Genomic DNA, 24,059 nt, shown 5'->3' with positions numbered 1-24,059 from the left:
GCCCGGCGGCGCGCTGCGGCCGGCGGTCGAGGACGCCTGGGGCGCGGCGGCGGTGCTGCGCGGGCTCGTGGGCGGGCTCGTGGGCGAACTGCTCGGCGGGCCGCCGCGACCCGACGCGCCACCGTGGGAGACAGCATCGCCGGAGGCCGTGGCCCCGCACGCGCTCTCCCCCGAGGCGCGGTCCGTCGCGGCGCTCGCCCCGCACGGCGACGTGGCCGCAGAGCTCGCCGGGTGCGCGAGCGGGCGCGAGCTCGTCGCGGACGGGTACGCCGGTGACGTGCGGGGCGCGGCGGAGGTCGACGCGAGCGGCGTCGTGCCCGGGCTCGTCGACGGCCGGTTCGTGGACCTCGCCCGGACCTGATTCGGTCGGGCAGAGGGATCGGGCTCGGGTGGGCGCCGGCCGGTCCGAGGGCTCGGGTGGGCGCCGGCAGGCTCAGCCGCCGGTCAGCGGCCGGATCGTCACGCCCGCGACGGGCTCGTCGACCCGCACCGAGGAGACCCCGACCTGCCCGGGCCCGCCGCCGGTCCCGACGTTCGTGTACTCGAAGGCCGACGCACCGGGCCGCACGTCCTGCGCGACCACCCGGAACTCGTCACCGCCGACCCAGATCGTCACCGCGGTGGTGTCCTGCGGCACCCAGCCCCAGCCGGCGAGCTCCTCGACCGTGACCGCCTCGACCCCGCCCGCGTCGAGCGCGTGCGACTGCAGCGCCGTGGCGAGGTTGCGGATGCTCGACGTCGTGACGGCGTCGTAGGCCGGTGCCGCGAGCCGCAGCGGCAGCTCCGCCAGCTCGGGACGGGCGACGCCGACCCCGCCGACGAGCACGACGAGGCTCAGCAGCATCGTGCGTCCGTGCATGAGTGCCCCCTCGCGTCAGGTGGCGCGACGGGCGCGCCGGTGGATCCCGACCAACCTCGCATACCGGACATGCCCGGCGCCCGCCGAGCCGGCGCCCACCACCCGGACGGCCCAACGGTGTCACCGCCGGGCGGGTGATTTCCGGGCCCGGACATATCCGGCGGGCCCTCCCGGGCGATGGCCCTGGCCTGCGCCGACGCACGCCGACCCGGCGGGCCACCCGGTCCCCGCACCGCGCGCCGGGTTCACGACCCTTCACCGGTGCACGCCGGTGCCGACCGGCGCGTGTGAGCCTGTCCACGCCGGGGGCGGCGCACTTGCACTCCCGGTTCGTGCTGCAGGGAGGCAGGGGAAGATGTCAGGACACAGGGGGGCACGTCGCGCGGTCGGCGCGGTGCTCGCAGGGGCGACGGCGCTGCTCGGCATGGCTGCCGCGCCCGCAGGGGCCGCAGGCGGCGCGGGCACAGGGCTGTGCGCCGAGGGCGCGACGGCCGTCACCGGGACCACCGTCGAGGGTGACGCGTGGGTCGACGGGGCGGTGTGCGACCTCACGGACGTGGTCGTCACCGGCAGCCTCACGGTCTACGGCGACCGTCAGGTCTCGCTCACGGGCGTCACCGTCGGCGGGGACCTCGGCGCCAAGGGCACGGTGACGCTCACGGGCTCGACCGTGCAGGGCGGCGTGCTCGCGAACGCCGCGAGCCTCGTCGTGGAGGACTCGCACGTGTGGCACAGCGTCCGCGGCTACGCGGACACGGCGACGGTCACGGGGTCCGTGGTCGACGGCGCGGTCAACGTCCGCGCGAAGGACCTGACCGTCGAGCTCTCGACGGTGGGTGGCTGGGCCAACCTGAACGCGTCGCAGCAGGCGTCGGTCGCCTGGTCGACGTTCGGGCGCGGCCTCACGTCGAAGGGCACCGGCGAGCTGTGGCTGTGCGGCTCCGACGTCGCGGCCGACGTCGCGGTGCGCGGGCTCACCAGCGCCGGCCGCGTCGGTGCGACGACGACCGCCGCGGGGAACGCGTGCTCGACGGCGTCGCTGCCGGCCGACCACGCGCGCGCCGGGCTCGCGGACGCCGAGCGCGACGCGGTGAACGTCGGTGGGTGGCTCGTCGTCGAGCACAACCTCGGTGCGGTGACGCTCGCGAGCGCCACGGTCGCGGGCAACCTCTCGTGCGCGAGCAACTGGGGTGCAGTCGACTTCGCCGGCGCCACGGTCGCGGGGCTCAGCACGGGTCAGTGCAAGGCGTGACGGCCTGACCCACGCGCCGTCGGGCCGCGTCCGCGCACGGCGGACCTGACCCGGCACCAGGGGTACGGCAGCGGCGGGGCGGGATCCGGGAGACCGGGCCCGCCCCGCCGTCGCGTCCGCGCCCGGGCGCTCAGCCCTGCGACGCGAGCCACTCGTTCACGCGGCGCTCCGCCTCCTCGGGCGAGACGTCCTCGACGCGCGTGAGGATCGCCCAGCGGTGCCCGAACGGGTCGTGCACCGCACCGAAGCGGTCCCCCGTGACGAACGTCGACGGCTCCTCGAACGGGGTCGCGCCCGCCTCGACGGCCGCCTTCCACACCGCGTCGACGTCGGCGCAGTACAGGACGTAGGAGTGGTCGCGGCCCTCGCCGCCGCGCGGCGCGACGAGCCCGGCGTCCGGGCTGGGGTCGCTGAGCTGGAGCCGGCCGTTGCCGAGGTCGAGCTCGGCGTGCGCGACGGTGCCGTCGGCGTTGTCGTTGCGCGAGACCAGCGTCGCGCCGAACACGCGCGTGTAGAAGTCGATCGCCCGCTCGGCGCCGTCCACGACGAGGAACGGCGTGAGGGAGGTGTACCCGGGCGGGACGGGTGCGACGGCGGGCTGCCCGGTCGACCCGGTGCCCGCGGCGGAGGTGGTGCTCTCGGTGGTGTGGGTGCTCTCGGTCATGTCCCCGATCCTGCCTACGGTGGGGGCATGCCGTCTTGGACGGAGGCGACACACGACGAGGCCCCCGGCACACGCGTGCCCCCGGCCCGCGGCATCCTGCACCCCGAGCTCGTCGGCCCGGTGTACCGCCTCGGCCGCTACCCGGCGGCACCCGGTGTCGACGAGCACGTCGAGCACTACTGGGCGGTCGAGTGGGACCTGCCGACCGAGCGCACGCAGCCGTCCGACGTGCTCTCCCACCCGGCACTGCACCTGACCGTCGAGGATGCCGACTCCCCGCAGCACGGCGTCGCGATGCCCGCCGCGCTGGTGCACGGCGTCCTGACCCGCCGGTTCGAGATCACCCTGCGCGGCAGCGGCCGGGTGATCGGCGCCAAGCTCCGGCCCGGCGCCCTCACGGTGCTCACCGGCGCACCGGCGCACCCGCTGTCGGACCGCGTCGTGCCCGCGCGCGAGCTCTGGCCGGACGCGGACGCGCTGCGCGACGAGGTCCTCGCGACCCCGCGCGACGAGGACCGGTGCGCCGTGCTCGACGCGTTCCTCGCCGCGCGCCTGCCCGCCACCCCCGACCCCCGCAGCGCGACCGCCCGGGAGGTCGTCGCGCACGTCATGGCGGACCGCTCGCTCACGCGCGTCGACCAGGTCGCGGCCGCGCACGGGCTCACGGTCCGCACGCTCCAGCGCCTCGCGCGCGAGCACGTGGGCGTGAGCGCGAAGTGGCTGATCCGCCGCGGCCGCCTGCAGGACGCCGTCGCCGACCTGCAGGCCGACCCCGGCACGGACCTCGGGGCGCTCGCCGTGCGGCTCGGGTGGTACGACCAGGCGCACCTGACCCGGGACTTCACCGCGGCGGTCGGCGTGAGCCCGGCGCGGTACGCACGCAGCCTGCGCACGCCGACACCACCCGGGGGATGACCGCTCCCGCGCAGCCGCGCGGCCTGCTGCTCAGTTCCCGGAGGGCGGACCGGCCGCCGCGGCGATCCGCTCGACGACGCCCTCGTCGTAGAAGAACACCTCCGTGCCGTCCTGCGCGTCGGGCGCGACGTGGAACGTCGCGTGCAGCGACCCGTCCGGTCCGAGCTCGACGAGCGCCGCGCCCGAGCCCCGCACCGCGCGCTCCGCGCCCGGGGCCACGAGGGTGTCGGTCCGGTTCGCTACCCCCGGCGCGACGACCACCGGCCGGCCGGCGAACAGCCCGGTCGTCGCGTGGTGGTAGTGCCCGGCGAGGACCACGCGCACGTCGCTGCCCGCGAGCGCCGCGGCGAGCTCGTCGAGGCCGCGCAGCCGGAGCACGTGGTGCAGGCGCGTGACCGGGGGCAGCGGCGGGTGGTGGACGACGAGCACGGTGCCGCCCGGCGCCGGGGTCCGCAGCTCCTCGCGCAGCCGGTCGAGCTGCGCCGCGTCCAGCGTCCCGTAGCCCGCGCCGGGCACCGAGCTGTCGAGCGTGAGCAGGCGGTGGCCGCGGACCCACGACACGCCGTCGACCGGGTCGCCCGTCGTCGCACCCGCCGTCGTCGCACCCGCCGTCGTCGCACCCGCCGTCGCGACCACGCCCGCCGCCCCGGCGCGCCCGTCCCCGACCCGCCCGTCCCCGAGGTGCCCGTCACCGAGCACGCGGCGGAACGGCCCACGCTGGTCGTGGTTGCCCGCCGCGAGGACGACCCGGGCCCCGCGCGCGTGCGCCCACCCGCCCACGACGTCCCGGGCCGCCTCGTACGACTCGACGCTGCCGTCGTCGGACACGTCGCCCGAGACGACGACCACGTCGGGCGGCGGGAGCACCGCGCAGGCGTCCAGCACCCGACGGGTCGCCTCGAGGGTGTCGACCGCGCCGTGGTGCAGGACGCCGGGCGCGGACAGATGGGTGTCCGACAGGTGCAGGATGCGCAGCGGCTGCGCGCTCGAGGTCATGCTGGATTCTCCCCGCCGACGCGGGGAGGATGGAGCCAGGCGCCCGGGTGCCCGTGGCGCCGCCGGCCGCTGGGAGCCCGCATGAGCCAGGACCCGTCCCGCACCGCGACGGTCCCGCCCGTCGTCACGGTCTTCGAGCAGTACAGCGCGGGGGCCGACGAGGTCGGTCGGGCCGTCGCCGACGCGCTCGGCGTGCCGTTCCACCCGCAGGCGTTCACCTCCGAGGACCTCGAGGGCGGCACGACCGCGACGGAGCAGGGCGCCGTGCTGGCGCAGGTGTACCGGGTGCTCGGGGGCGCGTACGGCGGGCTCGAGGGCCGGGACGTCGCGACGACGCAGCGCCAGCGGTACGACCTGGTGATCGCGAACAACCTCGCCGTCTGGGAGCTGGCGAGCCCGGGCGGGGTGATCGTCGGGCGCAACGGCGCGGTCGTCCTCGCGCAGCGGCCCCGCACGGTGCACGTGCTGCTGACGGGGTCGGTCGAGGACCGGGTCGGGCGCGCCGCGCGTGCTGCGGGCATCACCCCGGAGCGCGCGGCCGCGCGGCAGCGGGTCGAGGACCGGGTGCGGGCGGAGATGTCGCTCGCCCTCTACGGCTGGGACCCGCGGCTCCCGGACCGCTACGACCTCGTGGTCAGCACGAGCCGGATCCCGCCCGAGCTCGCGGCGTCGACCATCGTGCACACGGTCACGGGGGCGGCGGCCCGAGCGTGACCTGGACGAGGGGGTCCGCCGCTCCGTAGCGTGCGTCGTCAGGCGCCGGACGGCGCCGTCCACCGAGAGAGCGAGGTGGGGCGTGGAGCTCCGCACCGAGGTCCTGGCCACCGGGGGCACCACGGCGGGCATCGTGGTCCCCGACGACGTCGTCGCCGCGCTCGGGGGCGGCAGGCGTCCCAAGGTCGTGGTGTCCGTCAACGGCTTCACGTACCGGACGAGCGTCGCCCCGGTGGACGGGCGGTTCCTCGTCCCGCTCAGCGCGGAGCGGCGCGCCGCTGCCGGGGTCGCGGCCGGTGACGCCGTCGACGTCACGCTCGAGCTCGACACCGCACCGCGTGAGGTCACCGTGCCCGACGACCTCGCCGCGGCGCTCGACGCGCAGCCCGGGTCCCGCGCCCGGTTCGACGCGCTGTCGTTCAGCAACCAGCAGCGGCACGTGCTCGCGGTCGAGGGCGCCAAGGCCCCCGAGACCCGTGCGCGCCGGGTCGAGAAGGTCGTCGCGGCGCTGTCCGAGCAGCCGGGCGCCTGACGCCGCACGGCTCCCGCTCCCCGCACGCACGACGACGGCCGGGCGGTCGTCCGCCCGGCCGTCGTCCCGCCCGTCCCCCTCGGCCGGGCGGCCTCCGCTCAGATCTCGTCGGCCGGGCGGGTGCGCGCGTCGCCCTCCCGGCGCGCGCGCTCGTCGGTCTCCCACTGCGCGTGGGCGACCTCGTACCGGGTGTGCGCGTCGGCGTCGCGCTGGGCCCGCCGCGCGGCGATCTCGCCGACGATCCGCTGGAACACCGTGTCGGTCAGCGGGTAGAACGCCATGATCGCCAGCGAGAGCAGGATGAAGCCCGCGACGAGCGCGCCTGACCACAGCTGGATGCCGGCGATGGTGGCGTCGGTCTGCAGCAGCCCCTCGGTGGCGCGCTGGGAGCTGAAGGCGGCCATCCCGAGGGCGTACGCCCCGGCCGCACCGCCGACGGCCTGTCCCATCTTGCGGGTGAAGGAGAACAGCGCGTACGTGGTGCCCTCGGTGCGGACGCCGGTCCGCCACTCGCCGTACTCCACGGTGTCGGCCTCGAGCGCCCACATCAGCGTGTTGACGCCGCCCATGCCGATCCCGATGAGGAAGAACCCCACGACGGCGACGAACGGGAGCGACGGCGGGGCGAACGCGAGCAGGACGCCCGCGAGGATGCCGATCACGCCGAGGACGAGGAAGCCGTTCTTCTTGCCGAACCGGGCGACGATCCGCGGGATGAAGGAGGCGACGAGGAACGTGCCGGCCGCCTGGGCGAGGGCGTTCCAGGCGATGTACTGCGCGTCCTGGAGCACGTAGATCGCGTAGTACGCCGCGAGGGTGCTGAGCGCCGTGAGGCCGGTGAGGAACGCGAGGCTCCCGCCGCACAGCCACAGCAGCGGCTTGTTGCGGCGCAGCGTGCCGATGCTCTCGCGCAGGGTCGGGGCGGCGACGTCGCGCTGGACCTGCTCCTTGACCGTCGCGACCGTGTACAGGTAGAGCGCCATGCCGAGCACGACGAAGATCCCGGTCGTGACGAAGAGCGAGCTCTGCAGCCCCTCGGGGTCGCCCGTGAACCGCTTGATCTGCGGCGCGACGACGAACGAGAGCATGAGGATCGTGATGTTCGAGCCCCACACGCGCCACGACGCGAGCTTGGCGCGCTCGGTCGGGACCTGCGTCATCGCGGGGGCGATCGAGCCGTACGGGATGTTGACCAGGCTGTAGAGCGTGCCCATCAGCGCGTAGGTCACGTACGCGTAGATCAGCGCCGACGTCTGGCCCATGTCGGGGAAGAACGTCTTCGCGGAGAAGATCGCCATGCTCGACAGCAGGAGCGGCAGCGAGAACACGAGGATGAACGGGCGGAACTTGCCGAGGCGTCCCGGCTTCTTCGCGTCCACGAGCCGTCCGGCGACGAGGTCGGCGAGCGCGTCCCAGAACCGGATGAGCAGGAACATCGTGCCGATGGCGGCGGCGCCGAGGCCGACGACGTTCGTGTAGTACAGCAGGAGGAACGACGACGACATCGCGAACGCGAGGTTGTTCGCGGCGTCCCCGGCGGCGTAGCCGGAGTAGTTGCGCCACGTCAGCCTCGTCGGGGCCACGGCAGCGGCGGGGGCGGCCGGCTCAGAGACGACGGTCATGAGGACTCCTTGGGTGGCCGGCACGCTGGCCGGGTCGGTGATGAGACGAGTCAGGCACCGCGGGCCGCGGCCGAGCAACCGGTTGCCACGAGTTGCTGGCGACGCAGGCGTGCCGGCCGCTCCTGGCGGCGCACCGACGCGGCGCGGCCCGGGCCCGTCGTCCCGCGGGCGACGACGCCGCAGGTCGCGCCGCCGTGACCGGTCCGGCGCCGGGCTGCGCACGCGCGCCGACCCCGCGGCGCACGGAGCCGCGGCAACAGGCGACAACCGATTGCCGGGCGCCGACGGACGTCCCGACGATGAGGTCATGGCGCACCTCACCCTGGACCCCGACCGCCTCCTGCCGGCGGACGCCGCGCTCCGCCCGATCGCACGGGAGCTCTACGACGCCGTGCGGGAGCTGCCGATCATCTCCCCGCACGGTCACGTGCCGCCGCAGTGGCTCGCGGACGACGTCCCGTTCGCCGACCCCACGTCGCTCCTGATCACCCCCGACCACTACGTGACCCGGATGCTGCACGCGCAGGGTGTCCAGCTCGCCGAGCTCGGGGTCGGGCAGGGGGCTCTCGGTCCCGAGGCGTCGCGGGCCGCGTTCCGCCTCCTGTGCACGCACTGGGCCGCGTACCGCGGGACCCCGGTCAAGCTGTGGTTCGAGTCCGGGCTGGTCGACGTGTTCGGGCTCGACCTCGCGCCGTCGGCGGAGACGGCCGACGCGCTGTACGACGCGATCGCCGAGCGGATCGCGACCCCGGCGTTCCGTCCGCGCGCGCTCTACGAGCGGTTCGGCATCGAGGTGCTGGCCACGACCGACGACCCGGCGGACGACCTGCGGCACCACGAGAAGCTCGCCGCGGACCCCACCTGGCACGGGCGCGTCGTGCCGACGTTCCGCCCGGACAAGTACCTCGAGCCCGCGACACCCGCGTGGAACGGGCTGGTCGACCGGCTCGGTGAGGTCACCGGCGTCGACACCGGGTCGTACGCGGGCTGGGTCGCGGCGATGGAGGACCGGCGGGCCTTCTTCGCGGCGCACGGTGCGACGTCGAGCGACCACTCACACCGTGACGCGCGCCTGGAGCCGCTGCCCGTCGCGGAGGCCGAGCGCCTCTACGCCGCCGCCCGCTCCGGCACCGTCACGCGCGACGAGGGCGACACCCTGCGCCGCGACCTGATGTTCCAGATGGCCCGCATGGCGTCCGAGGACGGGCTCGTCATGACGCTGCACCCCGCGGTGCACCGCAACCACCACGCGCCGACCTTCGACCGCTACGGCGCGGACGTCGGCGCCGACATCCCGGTCGCGGTCGAGTTCACGGACGCGCTGCAGCCCGTGCTCAGCGCGTTCGGGACGTCGCCCCGCTTCCGGCTCGTGCTGTTCACGATCGACGAGACGGTCTACTCGCGCGAGCTCGCGCCGCTCGCCGGCTTCTACCCCTCGGTCTACGTCGGTGCGCCCTGGTGGTTCATCGACTCCCCCGAGGCGATGGGCCGCTTCCGCGGTGCCGTCACGGAGTCGGCCGGGTTCACCAAGACGTCGGGGTTCATCGACGACACGCGTGCGTTCCTGTCGATCCCGGCCCGGCACGACGTCAACCGGCGGATGGACTCCGCCTTCCTCGCGAGGCTCGTCGCCGACCACCGGCTGACGCTCGACGAGGCGCTCGACACGGCGGTCGACCTCGTCGTGACCAACCCCAGGAAGGCCTTCCAGCTGTGAGCGCCACGACCTCCACCGGTACCGTCCCCGTCCTGTCGCGCGCCGGGGGCCACGGCCGCCCGGCCGCGCCCGTCCGCCTCGTGCACCTGGGCCTCGGCAACTTCTTCCGCGCGCACCAGGCCTGGTACACCGAGCACGCGCCCGACGCCGACGCGTGGGGCATCGCGGCCTTCACCGGCCGGTCCGCCGCAGCGGCGGAGGCCCTCGCACCGCAGGACGGCCTCTACACGCTGGTCACGCGTGCGGCCGACGGCGACGCGTTCGAGGTCGTCTCGTCGGTCTCGGCGGTCCACGCCGCGACCGACCACGAGGCGTGGCTCGGCTACTGGGCCGCGCCGGAGACCGCCGTGGTGACGCTCACGGTCACCGAGGCCGGCTACCTGCGCGACGACGACGGCGGGCTCGACCTGACGCGCGACGACGTGCGCGCGGACGTCTCGGCGCTCGGCAGCGACCCCCGGGCCGTGGTCGCCACGACGCCCGGCCGGGTCGTCGCCGGGTACCTCGCGCGCCGTGCCGCGGGCGCCGGCCCGATCGCCGTCCTGCCGTGCGACAACCTCCCCGACAACGGGCCGGCGCTGCAGCGCGTCGTCGACGACCTCATCGACGCCGTCGACCCGTCGCTCGCGGAGTGGGCGCAGGACAACGTCGCGTTCGGCACGACGATGGTCGACCGGATCACGCCCGCGACGACGGACGAGAACCGGGACGCGGTGCGCGCGGCGCTCGGCGTCGAGGACGCGTCCCCGGTCCCGACCGAGCCGTTCTCGGAGTGGGTGGTGGCCGGCCGGTTCCCGAACGGGCGCCCCGCGTGGGAGGCGGCGGGCGTGACGATGGTCGACGACGTGGTCCCGTTCGAGCAGCGCAAGCTCTGGCTGCTCAACGGCTCGCACTCGCTGCTCGCGTACGCCGGCTCGGCGCGCGGCCACGAGACCGTCGCCGACGCGGTGGCCGACCCGGTGCTGCGGCAGTGGGTCGAGGACTGGTGGGACGAGGCCGCACGGCACCTGACCCTGCCCGCCGAGGACGTCGCCGACTACCGCCGCGCCCTCCTCGAGCGGTTCGGCAACCCCCGGATCCGGCACGTGCTCGCCCAGATCGCGGCCGACGGCTCGCAGAAGATCCCGGTGCGCATCGTCCCGGCCGTGCGTGCCGAGCTCGCCGCCGGTCGCGTGCCGACCGGCGCGGCGCGGGCCGTCGCCGCATGGACCTGCCACCTGCGCGGGCTCGGCGCCCCGGTCAAGGACGCCCGCGCGGACCACGTGCGCGCCCTGGGCGAGGGCGCGCTCGCGGAGTCGGTCGACGCCGTGCTCGGCTTCCTCGGGCCCGACCTCGCCGCCGACGACGGCCTGCGCGCCGCGGTGCTCGCCGCCGCCGAGGAGCTCACGGCCGGGGCGCACGCCACGCGCTGAGCGGAGCCGTCAGCCGACGTCGTACGTGAGGTGCACGGCGTTCGCCGTCGTGACCACGCGGCGCTGGACGAGCGCGCGCGGCGGGCCACCGGTGAACAACGGCGTCCCGCCGCCCAGCACGACGGGCGCGAGGTGCAGAGTCAGCGCGTCGAGCAGCCCCGCGGCGAGAGCCGACGCGACCGTCGCGCCGCCGCCCATGAGCACGACGTCCAGGTCGGCCCCGCGCTCCGCGGAGGCCGCCTCCGCCCGCTCCCGTGCGGCGCGGACCGCGTCGGGCAGGCCCGTGGTCACGAACGTCCAGTCCAGCTCGGCGAGCCGGACCGACTCCGGCACCCCGCTCGTCACGACCACGAACGCCGGGGTCGCGGCCTCGCCCGCGCCGTAGCCGGTCGCGTCGTCCCACCCGCCCGGGCCGTCGACCACGTCGAACAGGCGGCGCCCGAGGACCACGGCCCCGGAGCGGGCGGTCGCCTCGTGCAGCACCCGGCGGTCCACCGGGTCGTCGGAGAACGCCCACGTGTGCAGGGCCTCGCCCCCGGTGCCCAGGCCGTTGTCGGGCCCGGGGTCGGGACCGGTGACGAAGCCGTCCAGGGAGACCGAGATGTCACCGACGATGCGTGTCATACCGGGGCAGACCCGTTCCGCCGGCAGATCTCATCGCCGCCTGCCGCACCGCGCCGCGCCGCGCCCGCGCGCCGCCTCACCTCGCCTCGCGCCGACCGCGAGCCGCCGGCACCGCCCGCCAGACCAGCCGCGCCTCGTGCACGCGGATCGGCCGGGCCCTCGGTGGTCACCGGCCGGCGCGCAGCAGGATCTCCGGCTCGACGCGGGTGCTGTACTCGAACAGCGCGCACGCCCACCGCTCCTGGCACCACCGCACGAAGTCGTAGAGCACCCGGTTGCTGCCCTTGTGCCCGACGGCGGACAGCATGACCTCCGACGGCTCGATCGCGATGATCGCGTGCCGGTAGTCGTTGCCCTCCCTGCCGATCAGCGTCGGGAGGTCGTGCTCGCGTTCCTCGTCGGAACCGAACACGACATACGCCCGGTCGGGCCACTGGTGGCTCGGGAGCGTACGCACGTGCGCGTGCATCGCCTCGACGGTCTCGGCGCTGAACGCGTCGGCACCCTCGGGCTCGAGGTAGAACTCGGACGGCATCTGCGGCTCTCAGCGGATGATGTTGGTGTGTCCGGCGTCGGCCCAGAGGTCGACGAGGAACGTCAGCTCGTCAGGACTCGGGTCCCTCCCGGTGATGGCGTGGAACCAGTTGGCGAGCGAGGTCTCGGCGAACTTCCGCCCGGCCGGGAGGACCTCACCACCCTCGGCGATCTTCGCGATGATGTCATCGACCCCGTACCGTCCGGGCCGCTCCGAGATCTCGCGGACCAGGTGGGGCACGGTGCGCTGGCCGCGCAGCGCCTGGCTGCCGACCTTGATGCGGACGACGGAACCGTCCGCGTGGGTCCAGATCCGCATGCCACGCTCCGCAGCGGGCCCGTTCATCCCCGCGCTGCGCAGGATGTCCTCGATGTCCTCGACGATCCTTCCCTCCAACGACGGCAGACCCTCGCGAACGACCCGGCCCCGGTTCCCGCGGACCAGCGGGGCGAGGTCAGGCTCCAGGACGACCATCCTCCACTGCCGGAAGTCGTCCAGCACCGCACCGGTGAACCTGTCGCCCATCATGGTCCGCAGCCTCTGGATGGTCGCCGCGCCGAATCCCTGGACGGCTTCGTGGACGACGAGCGCGGACGTCCGCGACCGGCCGGCGCGGAAGGCGTTCAGCAGGTCCTCGGGAACGAGCCCGAGGAGCTCGCGCGCGCGGGCCCCGGTGAGCCCCCCCACGCCGGCCGCCGTACCACCGTCGCCGAGCCAGCGGACCAGGTCCCGCCCGCGGGTCTCCACCAGCTGCCGGATCTCGGCGCCGGTGAGGTCGGCGAGGTTGCGCAGCGCGTCCGGACCGAGGTCGCGGACGAGCTGCACGAGCCCGGCCTCGCCGAGCTCGGCGGTCAGCCTGCGGGCCACCTGCTCGCCCAGGATCCGGGTCGCCTCCTCCGAGCCCGCGAGGAAGGTCCGGAAGAAGAGCAGGCCCTCGAGGTCGGTGTTCTGCGCGGACAGGGCGGTGAGCCTGGACGCGAGGTCGTTGGTCTCGCGCACCAACCTCGCCTCGCCGATCTGGACACCACGCTGGGTCGACTCGAACGCCCGCTGCCACCTCTGTGCGTTGGCCAGGATCTCGCCGAGCTCCGTCCGGGCCGTGTGGTCGGTGGGCAGCTGCTTGAGGACGTCGCTGACGCGGTCGGCCAGGATCACGCAGTCCGAGCACAGCCACAACGTCGGCCGCCCGCCGGAACCGATCGCCTTCAGATGGTGCTCGGACGTCCCGATCCGTGTCGGGGCCTCGTGCAGGACCCCGGTGCCCGTCGCCTCGGCGGCCTCGCGCGCGGCTCCGGCACCCGCTCGCTGCTCCATGGCCTGGGCACCGTCGGCCGCCTCCTTCCTGGCCAGCTCCATCAGCTCACGTTCGGCCTGCTCGGCCGCTTCCCGGCCCGTCGCCCGGCCGGCCTGCTCCGCAGCGACCTGCACGCCCTTGGCACCCACCTGGTACGCGTCCAGGAACAGGAACGCCGTGTCGACGACGGCGCCGAGCAGCGCGGTGGACGCCTGCCCCTGGCTCAGCACGCTCAGGTTGTCGCGGACCGTCGCGTCCGCGGCCTGCGCCATGTCGAAGTACTGCTCCCAGCTGCGACCGGCCTGGATCCCGCCCGCCGCCAGACCGACCCCGGCGGCGATGAAGAAGGTCGCCGAGCCCAGGGTCGCGAGCTCGGCCACGACGAACGCGGCCGCGGCCAGCGTGCCGAGGCCGAGCGAGATCCAGAACTCGGACGCCTCGTGGTCCGCCAGCACCTGCTTCGCGACGTCCTGCGCCAGCGGCTTGGACCAGTCCGTCTGGGTCGGGCCGCGGGTCGTGCCCGAGAACAGCTGCTGGTGGATCGGCACCAGGTCGCGGTAGTCGAGGTCGCCGTCGGCGATCTTCGGGCCGCTCGCGTCGATGTCGGTGAGGACCTTGCGCAGCGTGGTCCCGACGGCCTGCAGGGCGACCTGCGGGTCGTCCCCGCGCAGGCTCCCCAGACCGTCCTCGCGCATCGCGGCGAAGATGGCCGGGTTGTTGTTGGCGACTCCCGCGATCAGCGCCGAGATCCGCTGGTAGTGCTCGTTCACCTGCTCCCACGCGGGCAGCGGCGGCTGCTCGTCGCGCGGTCCGAACATCGGCGGACCCTTCGGGTCGAACATCGCCGGCCCTTCGACGTGGCGCATGCTCGGGAGGTCGTCCGGGAGGGTGTCGATCTCCCAGCCGACCTGCAGGGTGAGGAGCTTGCCCTGGGCCTCCTGGGCGCGTGTCACCACCTGGGCGTCCCGCTTGATGTCCTCCAGCGCGTCCGCCTGCCGCTGGGCGACGTCCTGCTGGGACCCGCCCGGAGCACCCGGCTGGAGGCCGAGCTGTTCCAGCTGGGCGGTGACGTAGGCGCGGTTGTCGGTCAGGAAGCGCGCCGCGGTGCCCTTCACGTCCTCGGTGAACTGCGCCCGCGCCCGGACGACGTACGGGAGCTCGTCGAGCTCGGCCCCGTACTCGATGCTATCCCGGAACAGCGCGATGTTGCCCCCGGCGACGGCCTCGAGCCGGTTGCTCGCGTCGAAGCTGCCCCAGATCCGCTCCAGCGCGGCCTCGTCGTAGGGGCCGACCCAGGCCTGGTCGTGGAGGCGCGCGACGAAACCCAGCCGATCGCCCTCGCTGTACCCGGAGAAGTCCTCGATGTCCTTGATCTCGCTCACGTCGAGGGCGCTGGGCGTCGGAGCAGCGGCGGGCGCCTCGGGCTCGCGCTGCACCCCGGGCTGTTCGGGAGCGTGCTGGTCGTCCGGGCCGTCGGCGTTGCACGGGCAGACCTCGTGCGGGATCGGGCCGCACCGCTGCACGACCCTGCCCGCCAGCACGGCGGCGACAGCGCTGTTGCCGGCGGTCCGCTGGAGCTCGAGGACACCGACGGCACGACCCCCGGGCGGGAACCGCCCGGTCGGTGCGGGAACGGGCTCGGCTGCCGGCCTCCCGCGGAGCGCGGGGGTCAGGGCGGCACGGTCCGGTTCCACCGTCCCACTCTCCGGGGGCCTCCGGTGGGCGTGCACTCCCTCGCGGGCAACCACTCCGGCACCGCGACCTGCCCGAAGGGGCCGGGGCTAGACGAGCCCCGCCTCGTGCACGCAGATCGCGATCTGCACCCGGTTCTCGACACCGAGCTTCGCGAAGAGGCGCCCGACGTGCGACTTCACGGTCGCGACGCTCATGTAGAGCTCCGCGGCGATCTCGGCGTTCGACAGCCCCCGGCCGATCCCCACGGCGACCTCCCGCTCACGCTCGCTGAGCACCTCGAGCCGGCCCACCGCCTCGCGGTTGCGCCCCGGCGGGCTCTCCGCCCGGACCGTCGCGATGAGCTGCGCCGTGACGCTCGGCGAGAGGATCGGGCGGCCGGCGGCGACCGCGCGCACCGCACCGACGAGCTCCTCGGGCGGGGTGTCCTTGAGCAGGAACCCGACGGCCCCGAGGCGCAGCGCGCTCACCACCATGTCGTCGGTGTCGAACGTGGTGAGGACCACGACGCGCGCGTCGGGGTCGGCGGCGAGCAGCCGCTCCGTGGCCGCGAGCCCGTCGAGGCGGGGCATCCGGATGTCCATGAGCACGACGTCGGGCCGCTCGGTCCGCGCGAGCTCGACGGCCTGCAGCCCGTCGGCCGCCTCGCCGACGATGACGAGCCCGGGGTCGCCGCCGAGGATGAGGCGCAGCCCGGCCCGCACGAGGGCGTCGTCGTCGACCACGAGCAGCCGGACCACCGGCAGCGCCGCGCTCATGCCGGCCACGGCAGCCATGCCTGCACCGCGAAGTGACCCCGCTCGACCGCGGTCGTGAGCTCGCCGCCCGCGAGCTTGGCCCGCTCGGACAGCCCGGCGAGGCCGACGCCGGGCGGCGGGCCGCCGGTGCCGTGCGCCGCGAGCGGCACCGGGTTGCGGGCGCTGAGCACGAGGCGCTCGCCGGGGCGGCCGCCGATCTCGAGCCGGACCGGGAGTCCGGGGGCGTGCTTGCGCGCGTTCGTGAGGGCCTCCTGGAGGATGCGGTAGGCGCTGCGGCTCGTGCTCTCGGGCAGCGCACCGAGGTCCCCCTCGGCCGCGCCGCGGCTCGACAGGGTCAGCGAGCACGTCACGGGGTTGCCTGCGGCGCGCGCCTCGTCGATGAGCTCCGGCAGGGCCGCGAGCGTGGGCTGGGGGCGCTCGGGCGGGGCGCCGGGCTCGCCGTCGCGCAGGACGCCGAGCACCTCACGCAGCTCGGCGAGCGCGAGCTGCGCGTTGTCGCGGATGACCTCGGCCGTCTCGACGGTCTGCTCGCGCGTCAGGTCGTCGCGGTACACGAGGCCGCCCGAGTGCATCGCGACGAGCGAGATGCGGTGCGCGAGCACGTCGTGCATCTCGCGGGCGATCCGGCCCCGCTCCGCTGTGCGGGCCTGGTCGACGCGTGCCGCCTGCTCGCGCTCGGCCGTCATCGCGCGGGCCTCGAGCGTCGCGAGCAGCTCGCGCTGGCCGCCGATGTAGAAGCCGATCGCGACGCACAGCATGAAGACGAACCCCGCGACGAGCAGCGACGCCCACCACGGCACCGGCTGCGCCGGCACGTACACGCGGTCGTACACGTACCCGGCCGCGACCCAGACGACCGCGACCGGCAGGAGCTCGCGCAGCCACCGCCGGCGGGTCGCGAGCGAGACGAGGATGACGATGACCGCACCCGCGCTGAACGCCGAGACGCTGCCGATCACCGTCGCGAGCAGCGCCACCACGAGCGGGGCGCGCCGGCGGAAGAGCACGAGGACCAGGCACACGACGCCGGCGCCGAGGTCGAGCAGCACGAGGCGCTCGCTCTCCGTCGGGAGCTCCTCGAGCGCGAACCCGAGCAGCACGAAGCCGGCGAGCACGGCCGCTGCGAGGCGCCACGTCGTGCCCCAGACGCTGACGGGCGGCGGCGCGAAGGGCGGCGTCGGAGGCATGCCCGCAGCGTAGGTCGCGGGGGCCGCGCCCGGCATCAGCCCCAGGTCGAGCCGACGCCGCCGGGCGTCCGACCTCGGTCGACGGCGACGGCGCTGGACGGCGCGACGAGGAGGTGACGTCGCGCCGCCACCGGCCCGGCCCACCAGCACGTCCGCGGCGCTCGCCTCACCCGCCCCCGGCCCCGGGGCCCGGCGGCACCGGCCAGGCGGGGCCGAGCTCCGAGGTCAGCCGTCGAGCCCCGCGATGGCCCGCAGGGCGGCGACGTGCCGGGCGTATGCCGCGGCGCCGTCGGGCGACAGCGCGAGCCAGGTGCAGGGCCGGCGTCCGACGCGGCCCTTCTCGACCTCGACGTAGCCGGCCTTCTCGAGCAGCGCGACCTGCTTGGACAGCATCGGGGTCGTGATCTCGACGCTGTCACGCACCGCGCCGAACTCCGCCTTGAGCACCCCGGACAACGCCGCGACGACCGAGAACCGGACCGCGTGCGTCAGCAGCTCGTCGAGGTCGCGGCGCGGGTGGGACGGGCCAGGAGCAGCGGCCGGGACCTCGCTCGACGGGCTCATGCCCGGCGCTCCCGCACGGCACCGACGAGCATCGGCAGCGCGACGACGCCCCCGGCAGCCAGCCAGTACGCGGTGTCGCCGTCGGGCCGCGTCACGCCGCACGCGATCGCGACCGCGTACAGCGCGAAGCTCAGCGCCCAGTGACGCGACGTGCGCTCGCGGGCGCCCGCGAGGTGGGCGGTGCGACGCCGCTCCCACCACGCGGTGACGGCGACGAGCAGGCCCCACGCGGCGAACACCGCCACACCGACGAGCTTCGACTCCACGAGGCCGATCGTCGCGGTGACGACCCCCAGCCCGAGGCCGAGGACGGCGAGCTTGGTCGACGCCCAGCGGGCGCGGGCGCGGAGCCGGTCGGACGTGCGGGCTGCGTCGACGAGGGCCTCGCGGGCGGCCTCGGGGGTCATGTCCGTCATGCGCGCCATCCTGGCATCTGGTTACCGATACGGCAACTAGTTGCCGGACCGATCTCGCGCCGGGGTGAAACCCTGCGTGAGCGCGACGGGAAGGGACAAACCGGACGTCCGTGTCGGCGCCGACCCCTAGGGTGGGCGCGGCTTTCCACTCCGGCCCCGTGCAGAGGGCCGTCCGCACCGCGACACGACAGGGATCACGTGACCCACGACCAGCAGGGCCCCACGCCGGCGAACGAGCCGCAGGGGACCTCCTCCGCCGACACGACTGCGCCCAGCACGCTGAGCCTCGCGAAGACCCCGGCGACCACCGAGGCCCCCGCGGCAGCCGCGAGCGACGCCACCGCACCGGTGGTCATGGCCGACGCGCCGCACACGCCCGCCGACACGGCGGCCTACCCGCCCGCCGGCTACGGCCAGCAGGGCTACGGCCAGCCCGGCTACGGCCAGCCCGCCCCGGCGAGCCGCGGGACCGACGGCATGTCGATCGCCGCGCTCGTCACCGGCATACTCGGCCTCGCGGTCATCCCGATCGTCCTCGGCGTCCTCGGCCTCAAGCGGACCAAGGCCAACGGCACCTCGGGCCGCGGCCTGTCGATCGCGGGCATCGTGCTAGGCATCCTGTCGTTCCTCGGCTGGATCGCCCTCGCGATCGGCCTCACGATCGCGAGCAACGCGATCGTCGACTCGGTCAACGAGGCCGGCGGCCTCGAGGAGCTCACCGAGCAGCTCGAGCAGCTCGAGACCCCCGTCGCCGAGGAGCCCGAGGCCACCACGGACGGCACCGACGACCTCGCCACCAGCGCGACGCCGCTCAAGGACATCGCCCCCCTCACGGCCGGCGCGTTCACGACGACGGGCCTGACGGACGAGGCGACGATCACCGGCGCCGGCGCGCTCGAGGCGTACTCCGCGTCCTACACCGACGGCGCGTCGACGGTCGAGACGGTCGTGTCCAACTGGACGACCGGCGAGGAGGCGATCGCGTTCGCGACCGCGCAGACCGGGGCGCTCGCGCCCGAGAGCCTCATCGACTCCGGCGAGCTCAGCGAGGTGCAGCAGTACTGGCTCTACGACGTCGAGGGCATCAGCACGCTCGTCGCGACGAACGACACCGCGACGCTGACGTTCACCGGCCCGGCGGACGCCGTCACGGCGCTGTACAACGAGTACCCGCTGTGACCTGCTGACCCCAGCGGCAGCACAGCACCACGCACCACCGACGACCCGGTCCCCTGGGGGCCGGGTCGTCGCGCGTCCGGGGGGCCGGGTCGTCGCGCGTCCGGGGGGGCCGGGTCGTCGTGCGTCCCGGGGACCGGGTCGTCGTGCGTCCCGGAGCCCCGTCTCCCCCGGACCGGGACGCTCGTCGCCCTGACGCCGGCGACCCCGGCCCGCCGGGGGGGCGCTCAGCCGGCGCCGAGGTGGCGCAGGTAGCGCCGGGGGTCGTCCAGGTACGAGCGCCAGTGCCCGACGACGGCGAGGTCGTCCCACGCGGTCGGCGCGTACCCGTGCTCGTCGAGCTCGAGGATCGTCGCGCCGGGCAGGGCCGTGAGCAGCGGCGAGTGCGTGGCGCACAGGACCTGCGCCCCGGCCGCACGGAGGTCGCCGAGCGTCTCCACGAGCGCGAGGCACGAGGTGAACGACAGCGCCGCCTCGGGCTCGTCGAGCACGTAGAAGCCCGGCCTCGCGAAGTTGCGGGCGAGCACCTCGAGGAACGACTCGCCGTGGCTCATCTCGTGCAGCGGCGGCGCCGGGTCCCCGCTCTCCTCGAGGTAGGTGTACAGCCCGTGCATGGTCTCGGCGCGCAGGAAGTAGCCCCACCGCGCAGCACCGGCCGAGCGCACGACCTGCAGCGCGGCGTGCAGCGGTGACTCGCTCGCGCGCGTGGCGTGCCGGGCGTTCGGGCTGCCGCCCTCGGCGTTCAGCCCCGCGGCGGCGGCCACGGCCTCGACGACCGTGGACTTGCCCGCGCCGTTCTCCCCGACCAGGAACGTCACGCCCGGCGGCAGGTCGAGCCCCTCGCGCAGCAGCTGCGCGACGGCCGGCACCGTGTACGGCCAGCGGTCGTCCTCGACCTGCGCCTCGGGGTGCCGCTGCACGCGGCGGACCGGGCGCTCGTCGAACAGGTCGCCCGTCACGGCTGCGGGTTGGGGTGTCCTCCGCCGGGCCCGTACGGACCGGGCTCCGCGAACGCCTGCTCGGTCGCACCGGCGGGCGGCGTGAGCCTGCCCTCGAGCGCACGGACGCCGAGCGACACCGCGACGAGCGCACCGCCGAGGTACTGCAGCACCGACAGCACGTGCCAGACCCACTGGAAGACGACCGTCCCGAGCAGCGTGCCGCTGTCCATCAGCTGGTACGGCAGGACCCCCGCGAGCACGCCGGCGACGAGGAGCCCGACGCCCCACCAGAACATCCCGGCTGCGGTGACTCTCGACGGCATGCCGTCCTCCGGTTCGGTCGGACCGCGGCCGGCGGTCGGCCGCGCTCCCGGGAGCGTAGCGCCGGGCGCCCACGGACACGGCGCCCACCGGGTGCCCGCCCACGGTGGGCCGCCCCCCGCGTGCGCGTCCGGGTACCTGTGCGGGCCGGAGGCTACGGTGGCTCCGGTCGACGACGAGCTGGAGGACGCATGTACGTGGAGATCCCGGTCACCGAGGTGCTGGCGCTGGCCGCCGCGCGCGAGCCGCTGCCCCCGATGGTCCGGGCGGTGCGCGCGGAGGGGTCGACGATCCACGCGGACATCGACCTCAACGCGATCCCGGACGCCCCGACGGCCCTGCGCTGGGCCGCGATGGCGCTCGGCACGGTCAGCGTGAGCGCGACGTTCACCGGTTACGCCGAGGGCGTCGCGAGCCTGCGCGTCACGGTGCACGCGCGCTCGCTCCCCGCGCACGTGTTCATCAACCCGCTCGTCGGACCGATCAACGACGCGCTGCAGCAGCGCGGCCTGCCGGACGGCCTCGTGCAGCTGCGCCGCGGCGAGAGCGAGCCGGTCGTGCTCGTGGGCGTGCAGAGCGCGGTCGACGCGAAGGCCAAGGGCGTCACGATCACGGACGTCGACCTGCGGGACGCGACGGCGCGCGTCCGCGCGACGATCGGCGCCGTCGCGTTCTGACGGCCGGGCTCCCCGGTCGGCGCGTCGCCCCCCGGATGGGCGCGTCGCCCCCGATTCGGCGCGTCGCCCGCGGCGGTTGCGTCACCCTGTGCCGACGTGTGCCCCTACCGGCGCGGCACCCCTGTCCGGGCGTCCGGCGAGGCCGCGTCCGGGGCGGGGACGCCGGGCAGCGGGCGCTGCATGCTGACCGGCAGCGGCCCGAGCGGCTCCGTGTGCCACCGCGTGGTCAGCGTGCCGCCGTCGCCGACGAGGCTCAGGCGGTGCGGCGTCTCGAGCAGCACCACGTCGACGTGCACCGCACCGGCCTCCGTCGCGGCGACGGCGACGGCGAGCGCCGGCTGGACGTCGGTCGGCTCGGTCACCGCCCAGTGCCCGTCGCCGGCCTGCGCCACCCACGTCTGCCCGTCGACGACGGCCTCGACCTCCCAGTGCCCGGTGACGCGGCGCAGCTCCAGGCGCTCCGCCCGCCCCGACGCCGCCCGGCCGGCCTCGAACGCCGCCTCCGTGAGCGGCGCCCCGCCCGTCGGCAGCCGGATGGCGAGCACGGCCAGCCGGTCCGCGAGCGCACGCGCGGTGGGCGAGAGGGTGCCGTCGTCACCCGCGTCGTCGCCGTCGGGCACCTCCCCGAACGCCGGCAGGAGGTGCGCCCAGGCCGCGTCGAGGAGACCCTGCATGTCCTCGGTGCCGGCCGTCGTCACGAGCACCGCGTCGTGCTCGGGCAGGACGAGGCAGAACTGCCCGTACGCCCCGTCGCCCCGGTAGCCGTGCCGCGAGCGCCAGAGCTGGAAGCCGTAGCCCTGGTCCCAGTCGCCGCCGTCGGCCCGCGCGGCGCCCTCTCCGGGCTGCTCGACCGTGGCCACGTGCACCTGGCTGGCGAGGTCGACCCAGCCCTCGGGGAGCACGCGGCGGCCGTCGAGCACCCCGTCGTCGAGCAGGAGCTGCCCGAACCGGGCGACCGCCTCGGTGGTGAGGTGCAGCCCGCTGAAGCCGAGGTCCTGGCCGGTCGGCGCCTGCTGCCAGCCGCCGACCGTGATGCCCAGCGGGGCGAACAGGCGCGGACCCAGGTACTCGGTCAGCGAGACGCCGGCACGGCGCTGGACGATCGCGGCGACGGCGTAGGTGCACGGCTGGTTGTACGCGAAGTGCGTTCCCGGCTCGTGCTGCGGCGGGATCAGCAGGAAGCCGCGGACGAGGTCGTCGGGGCTGAGCTCCCAGGCGTCGTCGTGCGTCTCCTCCGCGTGACCGCTGGCCATTGCCGCGACGTGGCGCACGAGCATCGCGCGGCTGCGGGGGTCGGTCACCGTGTCGTCGAGCTCGGGGAAGTACGACAGCACCGTCGCGTCGAGGTCGACGAGCCCCTCCGCGACGGCGAAGCCCAGCGCGGCCGACGTGAACGTCTTGCTGAGCGAGTACAGCAGGTGCACACGGTCGGGCCCGTACGGGTGCCACCAGCCCTCGGCGGCGACGTGCCCGTGACGCACGAGCACGACCGAGTGCAGCTCGATGCCGCGGGCGTCCACGTCGTCGAGGAAGGCGAGCACCCCGGCCGGGTCGACCCCCACGGCCTCGGGGGCGCTGCGCCGGAGCGGGGTCGTCGCGGTGGAGGTGGACGTCATGACCGCATCGGATCACGATTCGCCACCGGCGGCACGTGGCCCGGCGGCGGCACGCACCGGCGAGCCGGCCGCACCACCGGCGGAGGACGGGTCAGCGCCGCGTCGGCTCCTTGCGCTCGACCCGATCCCACCCCGGCCGGGTCTGGCGGGTGCCGAGGCGGTCGGAGCGTGAGCGGTACACGACGTAGGGCCGCCAGAGGTAGCCGACGGGGGCGCTGAACACGTGCACGAGCCGCGTGAACGGCCACAGCGCGAACAGCAGCATCGCGGCCATGCCGTGCAGCTGGAAGCCGAGCGGCGCGTCGGCCATGAGCTCGGGGTGCAGGTCGAACCGGAAGATCCCGCGGAACCACACCGAGACGCCGTCGCGGTAGTCGTAGTGGCCGCCGAGGTTGAGGATCGACCCGATGATCGTGTTCCACATCCCGAGGAAGATCACGACCGCGAGGACGAGGTACATGACCTTGTCCATGCGGGTGGTCGCCCGGAACACCGGGCCGACGGTCCGGCGGCGGTAGATCAGGAGCACGAGGCCCACCACGGTGCTGAACCCCGCGATCGCGCCGATGGTCACGGCGAGGAAGTGGTAGACCTCCTCGCTCATGCCGACCGCCTCGGTCCACGCCTTGGGGATGCCGAGGCCCATGACGTGCCCGAGGAACACGGCGAGGATCCCGAAGTGGAACAGCGGGCTCGCCCAGCGCAGCAGCCGGCGCTCGTAGAGCTGCGACGAGCGGGTCGTCCAGCCGAACTTGTCGTAGCGGTACCGCCAGACGTGGCCGAGCACGAAGAACGCGAGGCACACGTAGGGGATGACGACCCAGAGCAGGGTGTCGGCGGTCGTGGTCATCGACGGGCTCCTGTTCCGGGCAGGTACGACGGCGGCGCGAACGGCTCGAGGCCGACCTCCTCGCCCGGCGGGCCCTCGGCGGCGAGCCGGGCGACGGCCTCGCGGTCGTCGCCGGCCAGCGGGGGCAGGGTCGCGCACACGGCGACGAGCGCACCGGCGTACGGCGAGCCGAGGTCGAGCAGCGCGAGCCGGAGCAGCTCGAGCCCGGCGCGGTGGGCGAGCAGGAGCCGCAGGCCGGACTCCTGTGCGGCCTCGTCGCCCGTCGACGCGAACTCGAGCACCACCGCGAGGTGGTCCGGGAGCTCGTCGCCCGCGAGCTCGAAGCCCGCCGCGCGGTAGGCCTGCTTGAGCTCGACCAGCGCGACGCCGCGCTTCCGGGTGTCGCCGTACGCGTAGTACGTCAGGTAGGGCGAACGCCGCCGGGCCAGGTCGAACGTCGTGACGTACTCGGCCGCGAGCGCGACCGGGGGGTGCGCGTCGAGGTGGTCGAGCACCTGCTCGAGCGGGGCACGGAGGTAGCCGTCGAGCGTCGCGGCGGCGACCCGCAGGTCGGGCAGCATCGCGAGCAGCTCCGGGCCCGGGTAGTCGAGCACGAGCGCGGCGACGCGGTGGACGAGCGCGGTCTCCCGGGTCGCCGCCTTCCGCGCGGCGTCCCGGCGCGCGAGCCGCCTCACGGCCGGTTCCCCGGGGCGGACGGGCCGGCACCGGGCCGGTCCGGACCACCC

The 24,059-nt window shown here is 75.1% G+C and carries 24 protein-coding genes and 1 pseudogene; 9 read left to right on the top strand and 16 right to left on the bottom strand.

The window, feature by feature from the left end; all coding sequences use genetic code 11:
- A pseudogene (locus AB6N24_RS15690) lies at positions 1–361 on the top strand (hypothetical protein); the annotation flags it as partial.
- Between the two features lie 72 nt (positions 362–433).
- Here AB6N24_RS15690 and AB6N24_RS15685 read toward each other — a convergent pair.
- Positions 434–859, bottom strand: coding sequence for a hypothetical protein (locus tag AB6N24_RS15685; RefSeq protein ID WP_412870321.1), 426 nt, complete (start codon positions 857–859; stop codon positions 434–436).
- Positions 860–1,214: 355 nt separating this feature from the next.
- Between AB6N24_RS15685 and AB6N24_RS15680 the strand changes: the two genes are divergently transcribed.
- Complete coding sequence (locus AB6N24_RS15680) at positions 1,215–2,111, top strand: hypothetical protein (protein WP_412870320.1); 897 nt, start codon at positions 1,215–1,217, stop codon at positions 2,109–2,111.
- 130 nt (positions 2,112–2,241) lie between these two features.
- On the opposite strand, the gene AB6N24_RS15675 is transcribed toward AB6N24_RS15680, so the two are convergent.
- Positions 2,242–2,775, bottom strand: a complete 534-nt coding sequence (locus AB6N24_RS15675; RefSeq protein ID WP_412870319.1) for a VOC family protein — start codon at positions 2,773–2,775, stop codon at positions 2,242–2,244.
- A 27-nt stretch (positions 2,776–2,802) separates the two neighbouring features.
- On the opposite strand from AB6N24_RS15675, the gene AB6N24_RS15670 reads away from it, so the two are divergent.
- On the top strand, positions 2,803–3,690 hold the full coding sequence (locus AB6N24_RS15670; protein ID WP_412870318.1) for a DUF6597 domain-containing transcriptional factor: 888 nt from the start codon (positions 2,803–2,805) through the stop codon (positions 3,688–3,690).
- 30 nt (positions 3,691–3,720) lie between these two features.
- Here the strand turns inward: AB6N24_RS15670 and AB6N24_RS15665 are convergent, their stop codons facing one another.
- Positions 3,721–4,686 (bottom strand): metallophosphoesterase, encoded by a 966-nt coding sequence (locus AB6N24_RS15665; protein WP_412870317.1) that lies wholly within the window; start codon positions 4,684–4,686, stop codon positions 3,721–3,723.
- Between the two features lie 81 nt (positions 4,687–4,767).
- Here AB6N24_RS15665 and AB6N24_RS15660 point away from each other — a divergent pair, with 81 nt between their 5' ends.
- Together AB6N24_RS15660 and AB6N24_RS15655 are read left to right on the top strand one after the other, a co-directional pair.
- Positions 4,768–5,400 (top strand): cytidylate kinase-like family protein, encoded by a 633-nt coding sequence (locus tag AB6N24_RS15660; RefSeq protein WP_412870316.1) that lies wholly within the window; start codon positions 4,768–4,770, stop codon positions 5,398–5,400.
- 82 nt (positions 5,401–5,482) lie between these two features.
- Positions 5,483–5,932, top strand: coding sequence for a YdeI/OmpD-associated family protein (locus tag AB6N24_RS15655; protein WP_412870315.1), 450 nt, complete (start codon positions 5,483–5,485; stop codon positions 5,930–5,932).
- A 98-nt stretch (positions 5,933–6,030) separates the two neighbouring features.
- Here the strand turns inward: AB6N24_RS15655 and AB6N24_RS15650 are convergent, their stop codons facing one another.
- Positions 6,031–7,554: a glycoside-pentoside-hexuronide (GPH):cation symporter gene (locus tag AB6N24_RS15650; RefSeq protein ID WP_412870314.1), complete on the bottom strand. Its 1,524-nt coding sequence runs from the start codon at positions 7,552–7,554 to the stop codon at positions 6,031–6,033.
- Positions 7,555–7,861: 307 nt separating this feature from the next.
- Between AB6N24_RS15650 and uxaC the strand changes: the two genes are divergently transcribed.
- Together uxaC and AB6N24_RS15640 are read left to right on the top strand one after the other, a co-directional pair.
- Positions 7,862–9,271 carry a glucuronate isomerase gene (uxaC, locus tag AB6N24_RS15645; protein ID WP_412870313.1) on the top strand — a complete coding sequence of 470 codons (1,410 nt, stop codon included), beginning with the start codon at positions 7,862–7,864 and terminating at the stop codon, positions 9,269–9,271.
- Complete coding sequence (locus AB6N24_RS15640) at positions 9,268–10,683, top strand: mannitol dehydrogenase family protein (RefSeq protein ID WP_412870312.1); 1,416 nt, start codon at positions 9,268–9,270, stop codon at positions 10,681–10,683. The genes uxaC and AB6N24_RS15640 overlap by 4 nt, the downstream gene beginning before the upstream one ends.
- Positions 10,684–10,692: 9 nt before the next feature.
- Here AB6N24_RS15640 and AB6N24_RS15635 read toward each other — a convergent pair whose 3' ends face one another.
- From AB6N24_RS15635 to AB6N24_RS15605, 7 genes are all read right to left on the bottom strand, one after another.
- Positions 10,693–11,307 carry a dihydrofolate reductase family protein gene (locus AB6N24_RS15635; protein ID WP_412870311.1) on the bottom strand — a complete coding sequence of 205 codons (615 nt, stop codon included), beginning with the start codon at positions 11,305–11,307 and terminating at the stop codon, positions 10,693–10,695.
- A gap of 166 nt (positions 11,308–11,473) precedes the next feature.
- The gene (locus AB6N24_RS15630; RefSeq protein ID WP_412870310.1) at positions 11,474–11,842 is read right to left on the bottom strand and encodes a hypothetical protein; all 369 of its coding nucleotides are present in this window, start codon (positions 11,840–11,842) and stop codon (positions 11,474–11,476) included.
- A 9-nt stretch (positions 11,843–11,851) separates the two neighbouring features.
- Positions 11,852–14,830, bottom strand: a complete 2,979-nt coding sequence (locus tag AB6N24_RS15625) for a hypothetical protein (RefSeq protein ID WP_412870309.1) — start codon at positions 14,828–14,830, stop codon at positions 11,852–11,854.
- 87 nt (positions 14,831–14,917) lie between these two features.
- Positions 14,918–15,604 carry a response regulator gene (locus tag AB6N24_RS15620; protein WP_412870308.1) on the bottom strand — a complete coding sequence of 229 codons (687 nt, stop codon included), beginning with the start codon at positions 15,602–15,604 and terminating at the stop codon, positions 14,918–14,920.
- Complete coding sequence (locus AB6N24_RS15615; RefSeq protein WP_412870307.1) at positions 15,583–16,773, bottom strand: sensor histidine kinase; 1,191 nt, start codon at positions 16,771–16,773, stop codon at positions 15,583–15,585. The genes AB6N24_RS15620 and AB6N24_RS15615 overlap by 22 nt, the downstream gene beginning before the upstream one ends.
- Positions 16,774–16,998: 225 nt before the next feature.
- Positions 16,999–17,337 carry a transcriptional regulator gene (locus tag AB6N24_RS15610; RefSeq protein WP_412870306.1) on the bottom strand — a complete coding sequence of 113 codons (339 nt, stop codon included), beginning with the start codon at positions 17,335–17,337 and terminating at the stop codon, positions 16,999–17,001.
- Complete coding sequence (locus AB6N24_RS15605) at positions 17,334–17,753, bottom strand: hypothetical protein (RefSeq protein ID WP_412870305.1); 420 nt, start codon at positions 17,751–17,753, stop codon at positions 17,334–17,336. The genes AB6N24_RS15610 and AB6N24_RS15605 overlap by 4 nt, the downstream gene beginning before the upstream one ends.
- Before the next feature lie 198 nt (positions 17,754–17,951).
- Between AB6N24_RS15605 and AB6N24_RS15600 the strand changes: the two genes are divergently transcribed.
- Positions 17,952–18,932, top strand: a complete 981-nt coding sequence (locus tag AB6N24_RS15600; RefSeq protein WP_412870304.1) for a DUF4190 domain-containing protein — start codon at positions 17,952–17,954, stop codon at positions 18,930–18,932.
- A gap of 224 nt (positions 18,933–19,156) precedes the next feature.
- Here the strand turns inward: AB6N24_RS15600 and AB6N24_RS15595 are convergent, their stop codons facing one another.
- A complete protein-coding gene (locus tag AB6N24_RS15595) occupies positions 19,157–19,888 on the bottom strand; it encodes an AAA family ATPase (RefSeq protein WP_412870303.1) in 732 nt (243 codons plus the stop codon).
- On the bottom strand, positions 19,885–20,193 hold the full coding sequence (locus AB6N24_RS15590) for a hypothetical protein (RefSeq protein WP_412870302.1): 309 nt from the start codon (positions 20,191–20,193) through the stop codon (positions 19,885–19,887). Before AB6N24_RS15590 ends, AB6N24_RS15595 begins: the two co-directional genes overlap by 4 nt.
- A 189-nt stretch (positions 20,194–20,382) precedes the next feature.
- Here AB6N24_RS15590 and AB6N24_RS15585 point away from each other — a divergent pair, with 189 nt between their 5' ends.
- Positions 20,383–20,868 (top strand): hypothetical protein, encoded by a 486-nt coding sequence (locus AB6N24_RS15585; RefSeq protein ID WP_412870301.1) that lies wholly within the window; start codon positions 20,383–20,385, stop codon positions 20,866–20,868.
- 104 nt (positions 20,869–20,972) lie between these two features.
- On the opposite strand, the gene AB6N24_RS15580 is transcribed toward AB6N24_RS15585, so the two are convergent.
- The 3 genes from AB6N24_RS15580 to narJ form a co-directional block, all read right to left on the bottom strand.
- On the bottom strand, positions 20,973–22,484 hold the full coding sequence (locus AB6N24_RS15580) for a serine hydrolase domain-containing protein (RefSeq protein ID WP_412870300.1): 1,512 nt from the start codon (positions 22,482–22,484) through the stop codon (positions 20,973–20,975).
- A gap of 91 nt (positions 22,485–22,575) precedes the next feature.
- Positions 22,576–23,334, bottom strand: a complete 759-nt coding sequence (narI, locus tag AB6N24_RS15575; protein ID WP_412870299.1) for a respiratory nitrate reductase subunit gamma — start codon at positions 23,332–23,334, stop codon at positions 22,576–22,578.
- A complete protein-coding gene (gene narJ / locus AB6N24_RS15570) occupies positions 23,331–24,008 on the bottom strand; it encodes a nitrate reductase molybdenum cofactor assembly chaperone (protein WP_412870298.1) in 678 nt (225 codons plus the stop codon). Before narJ ends, narI begins: the two co-directional genes overlap by 4 nt.
- Positions 24,009–24,059 lie beyond the last annotated feature (51 nt).

It is taken from the genome of Cellulomonas jepli, assembly GCF_047229345.1.
In the GTDB taxonomy this organism is placed as follows: Bacteria; Actinomycetota; Actinomycetes; order Actinomycetales; family Cellulomonadaceae; genus Cellulomonas_A.
This window is presented reverse-complemented; position numbering and strand designations above follow the sequence as displayed.

Coding starts and splice junctions, on each gene's coding strand:
- AB6N24_RS15605 (WP_412870305.1), bottom strand. CDS start 17,753: ATGACGGACATGACCCCCGAGGCCGCCCGCGAGGCCCTCGTCGACGCA.
- AB6N24_RS15650 (WP_412870314.1), bottom strand. CDS start 7,554: ATGACCGTCGTCTCTGAGCCGGCCGCCCCCGCCGCTGCCGTGGCCCCG.
- AB6N24_RS15660 (WP_412870316.1), top strand. CDS start 4,768: ATGAGCCAGGACCCGTCCCGCACCGCGACGGTCCCGCCCGTCGTCACG.
- AB6N24_RS15635 (WP_412870311.1), bottom strand. CDS start 11,307: ATGACACGCATCGTCGGTGACATCTCGGTCTCCCTGGACGGCTTCGTC.
- AB6N24_RS15585 (WP_412870301.1), top strand. CDS start 20,383: ATGTACGTGGAGATCCCGGTCACCGAGGTGCTGGCGCTGGCCGCCGCG.
- AB6N24_RS15630 (WP_412870310.1), bottom strand. CDS start 11,842: ATGCCGTCCGAGTTCTACCTCGAGCCCGAGGGTGCCGACGCGTTCAGC.
- AB6N24_RS15675 (WP_412870319.1), bottom strand. CDS start 2,775: ATGACCGAGAGCACCCACACCACCGAGAGCACCACCTCCGCCGCGGGC.
- AB6N24_RS15670 (WP_412870318.1), top strand. CDS start 2,803: ATGCCGTCTTGGACGGAGGCGACACACGACGAGGCCCCCGGCACACGC.
- AB6N24_RS15685 (WP_412870321.1), bottom strand. CDS start 859: ATGCACGGACGCACGATGCTGCTGAGCCTCGTCGTGCTCGTCGGCGGG.
- AB6N24_RS15580 (WP_412870300.1), bottom strand. CDS start 22,484: ATGACGTCCACCTCCACCGCGACGACCCCGCTCCGGCGCAGCGCCCCC.
- AB6N24_RS15610 (WP_412870306.1), bottom strand. CDS start 17,337: ATGAGCCCGTCGAGCGAGGTCCCGGCCGCTGCTCCTGGCCCGTCCCAC.
- AB6N24_RS15665 (WP_412870317.1), bottom strand. CDS start 4,686: ATGACCTCGAGCGCGCAGCCGCTGCGCATCCTGCACCTGTCGGACACC.
- AB6N24_RS15680 (WP_412870320.1), top strand. CDS start 1,215: ATGTCAGGACACAGGGGGGCACGTCGCGCGGTCGGCGCGGTGCTCGCA.
- AB6N24_RS15620 (WP_412870308.1), bottom strand. CDS start 15,604: ATGGCTGCCGTGGCCGGCATGAGCGCGGCGCTGCCGGTGGTCCGGCTG.
- narI (WP_412870299.1), bottom strand. CDS start 23,334: ATGACCACGACCGCCGACACCCTGCTCTGGGTCGTCATCCCCTACGTG.
- AB6N24_RS15615 (WP_412870307.1), bottom strand. CDS start 16,773: ATGCCTCCGACGCCGCCCTTCGCGCCGCCGCCCGTCAGCGTCTGGGGC.
- AB6N24_RS15590 (WP_412870302.1), bottom strand. CDS start 20,193: ATGCCGTCGAGAGTCACCGCAGCCGGGATGTTCTGGTGGGGCGTCGGG.
- uxaC (WP_412870313.1), top strand. CDS start 7,862: ATGGCGCACCTCACCCTGGACCCCGACCGCCTCCTGCCGGCGGACGCC.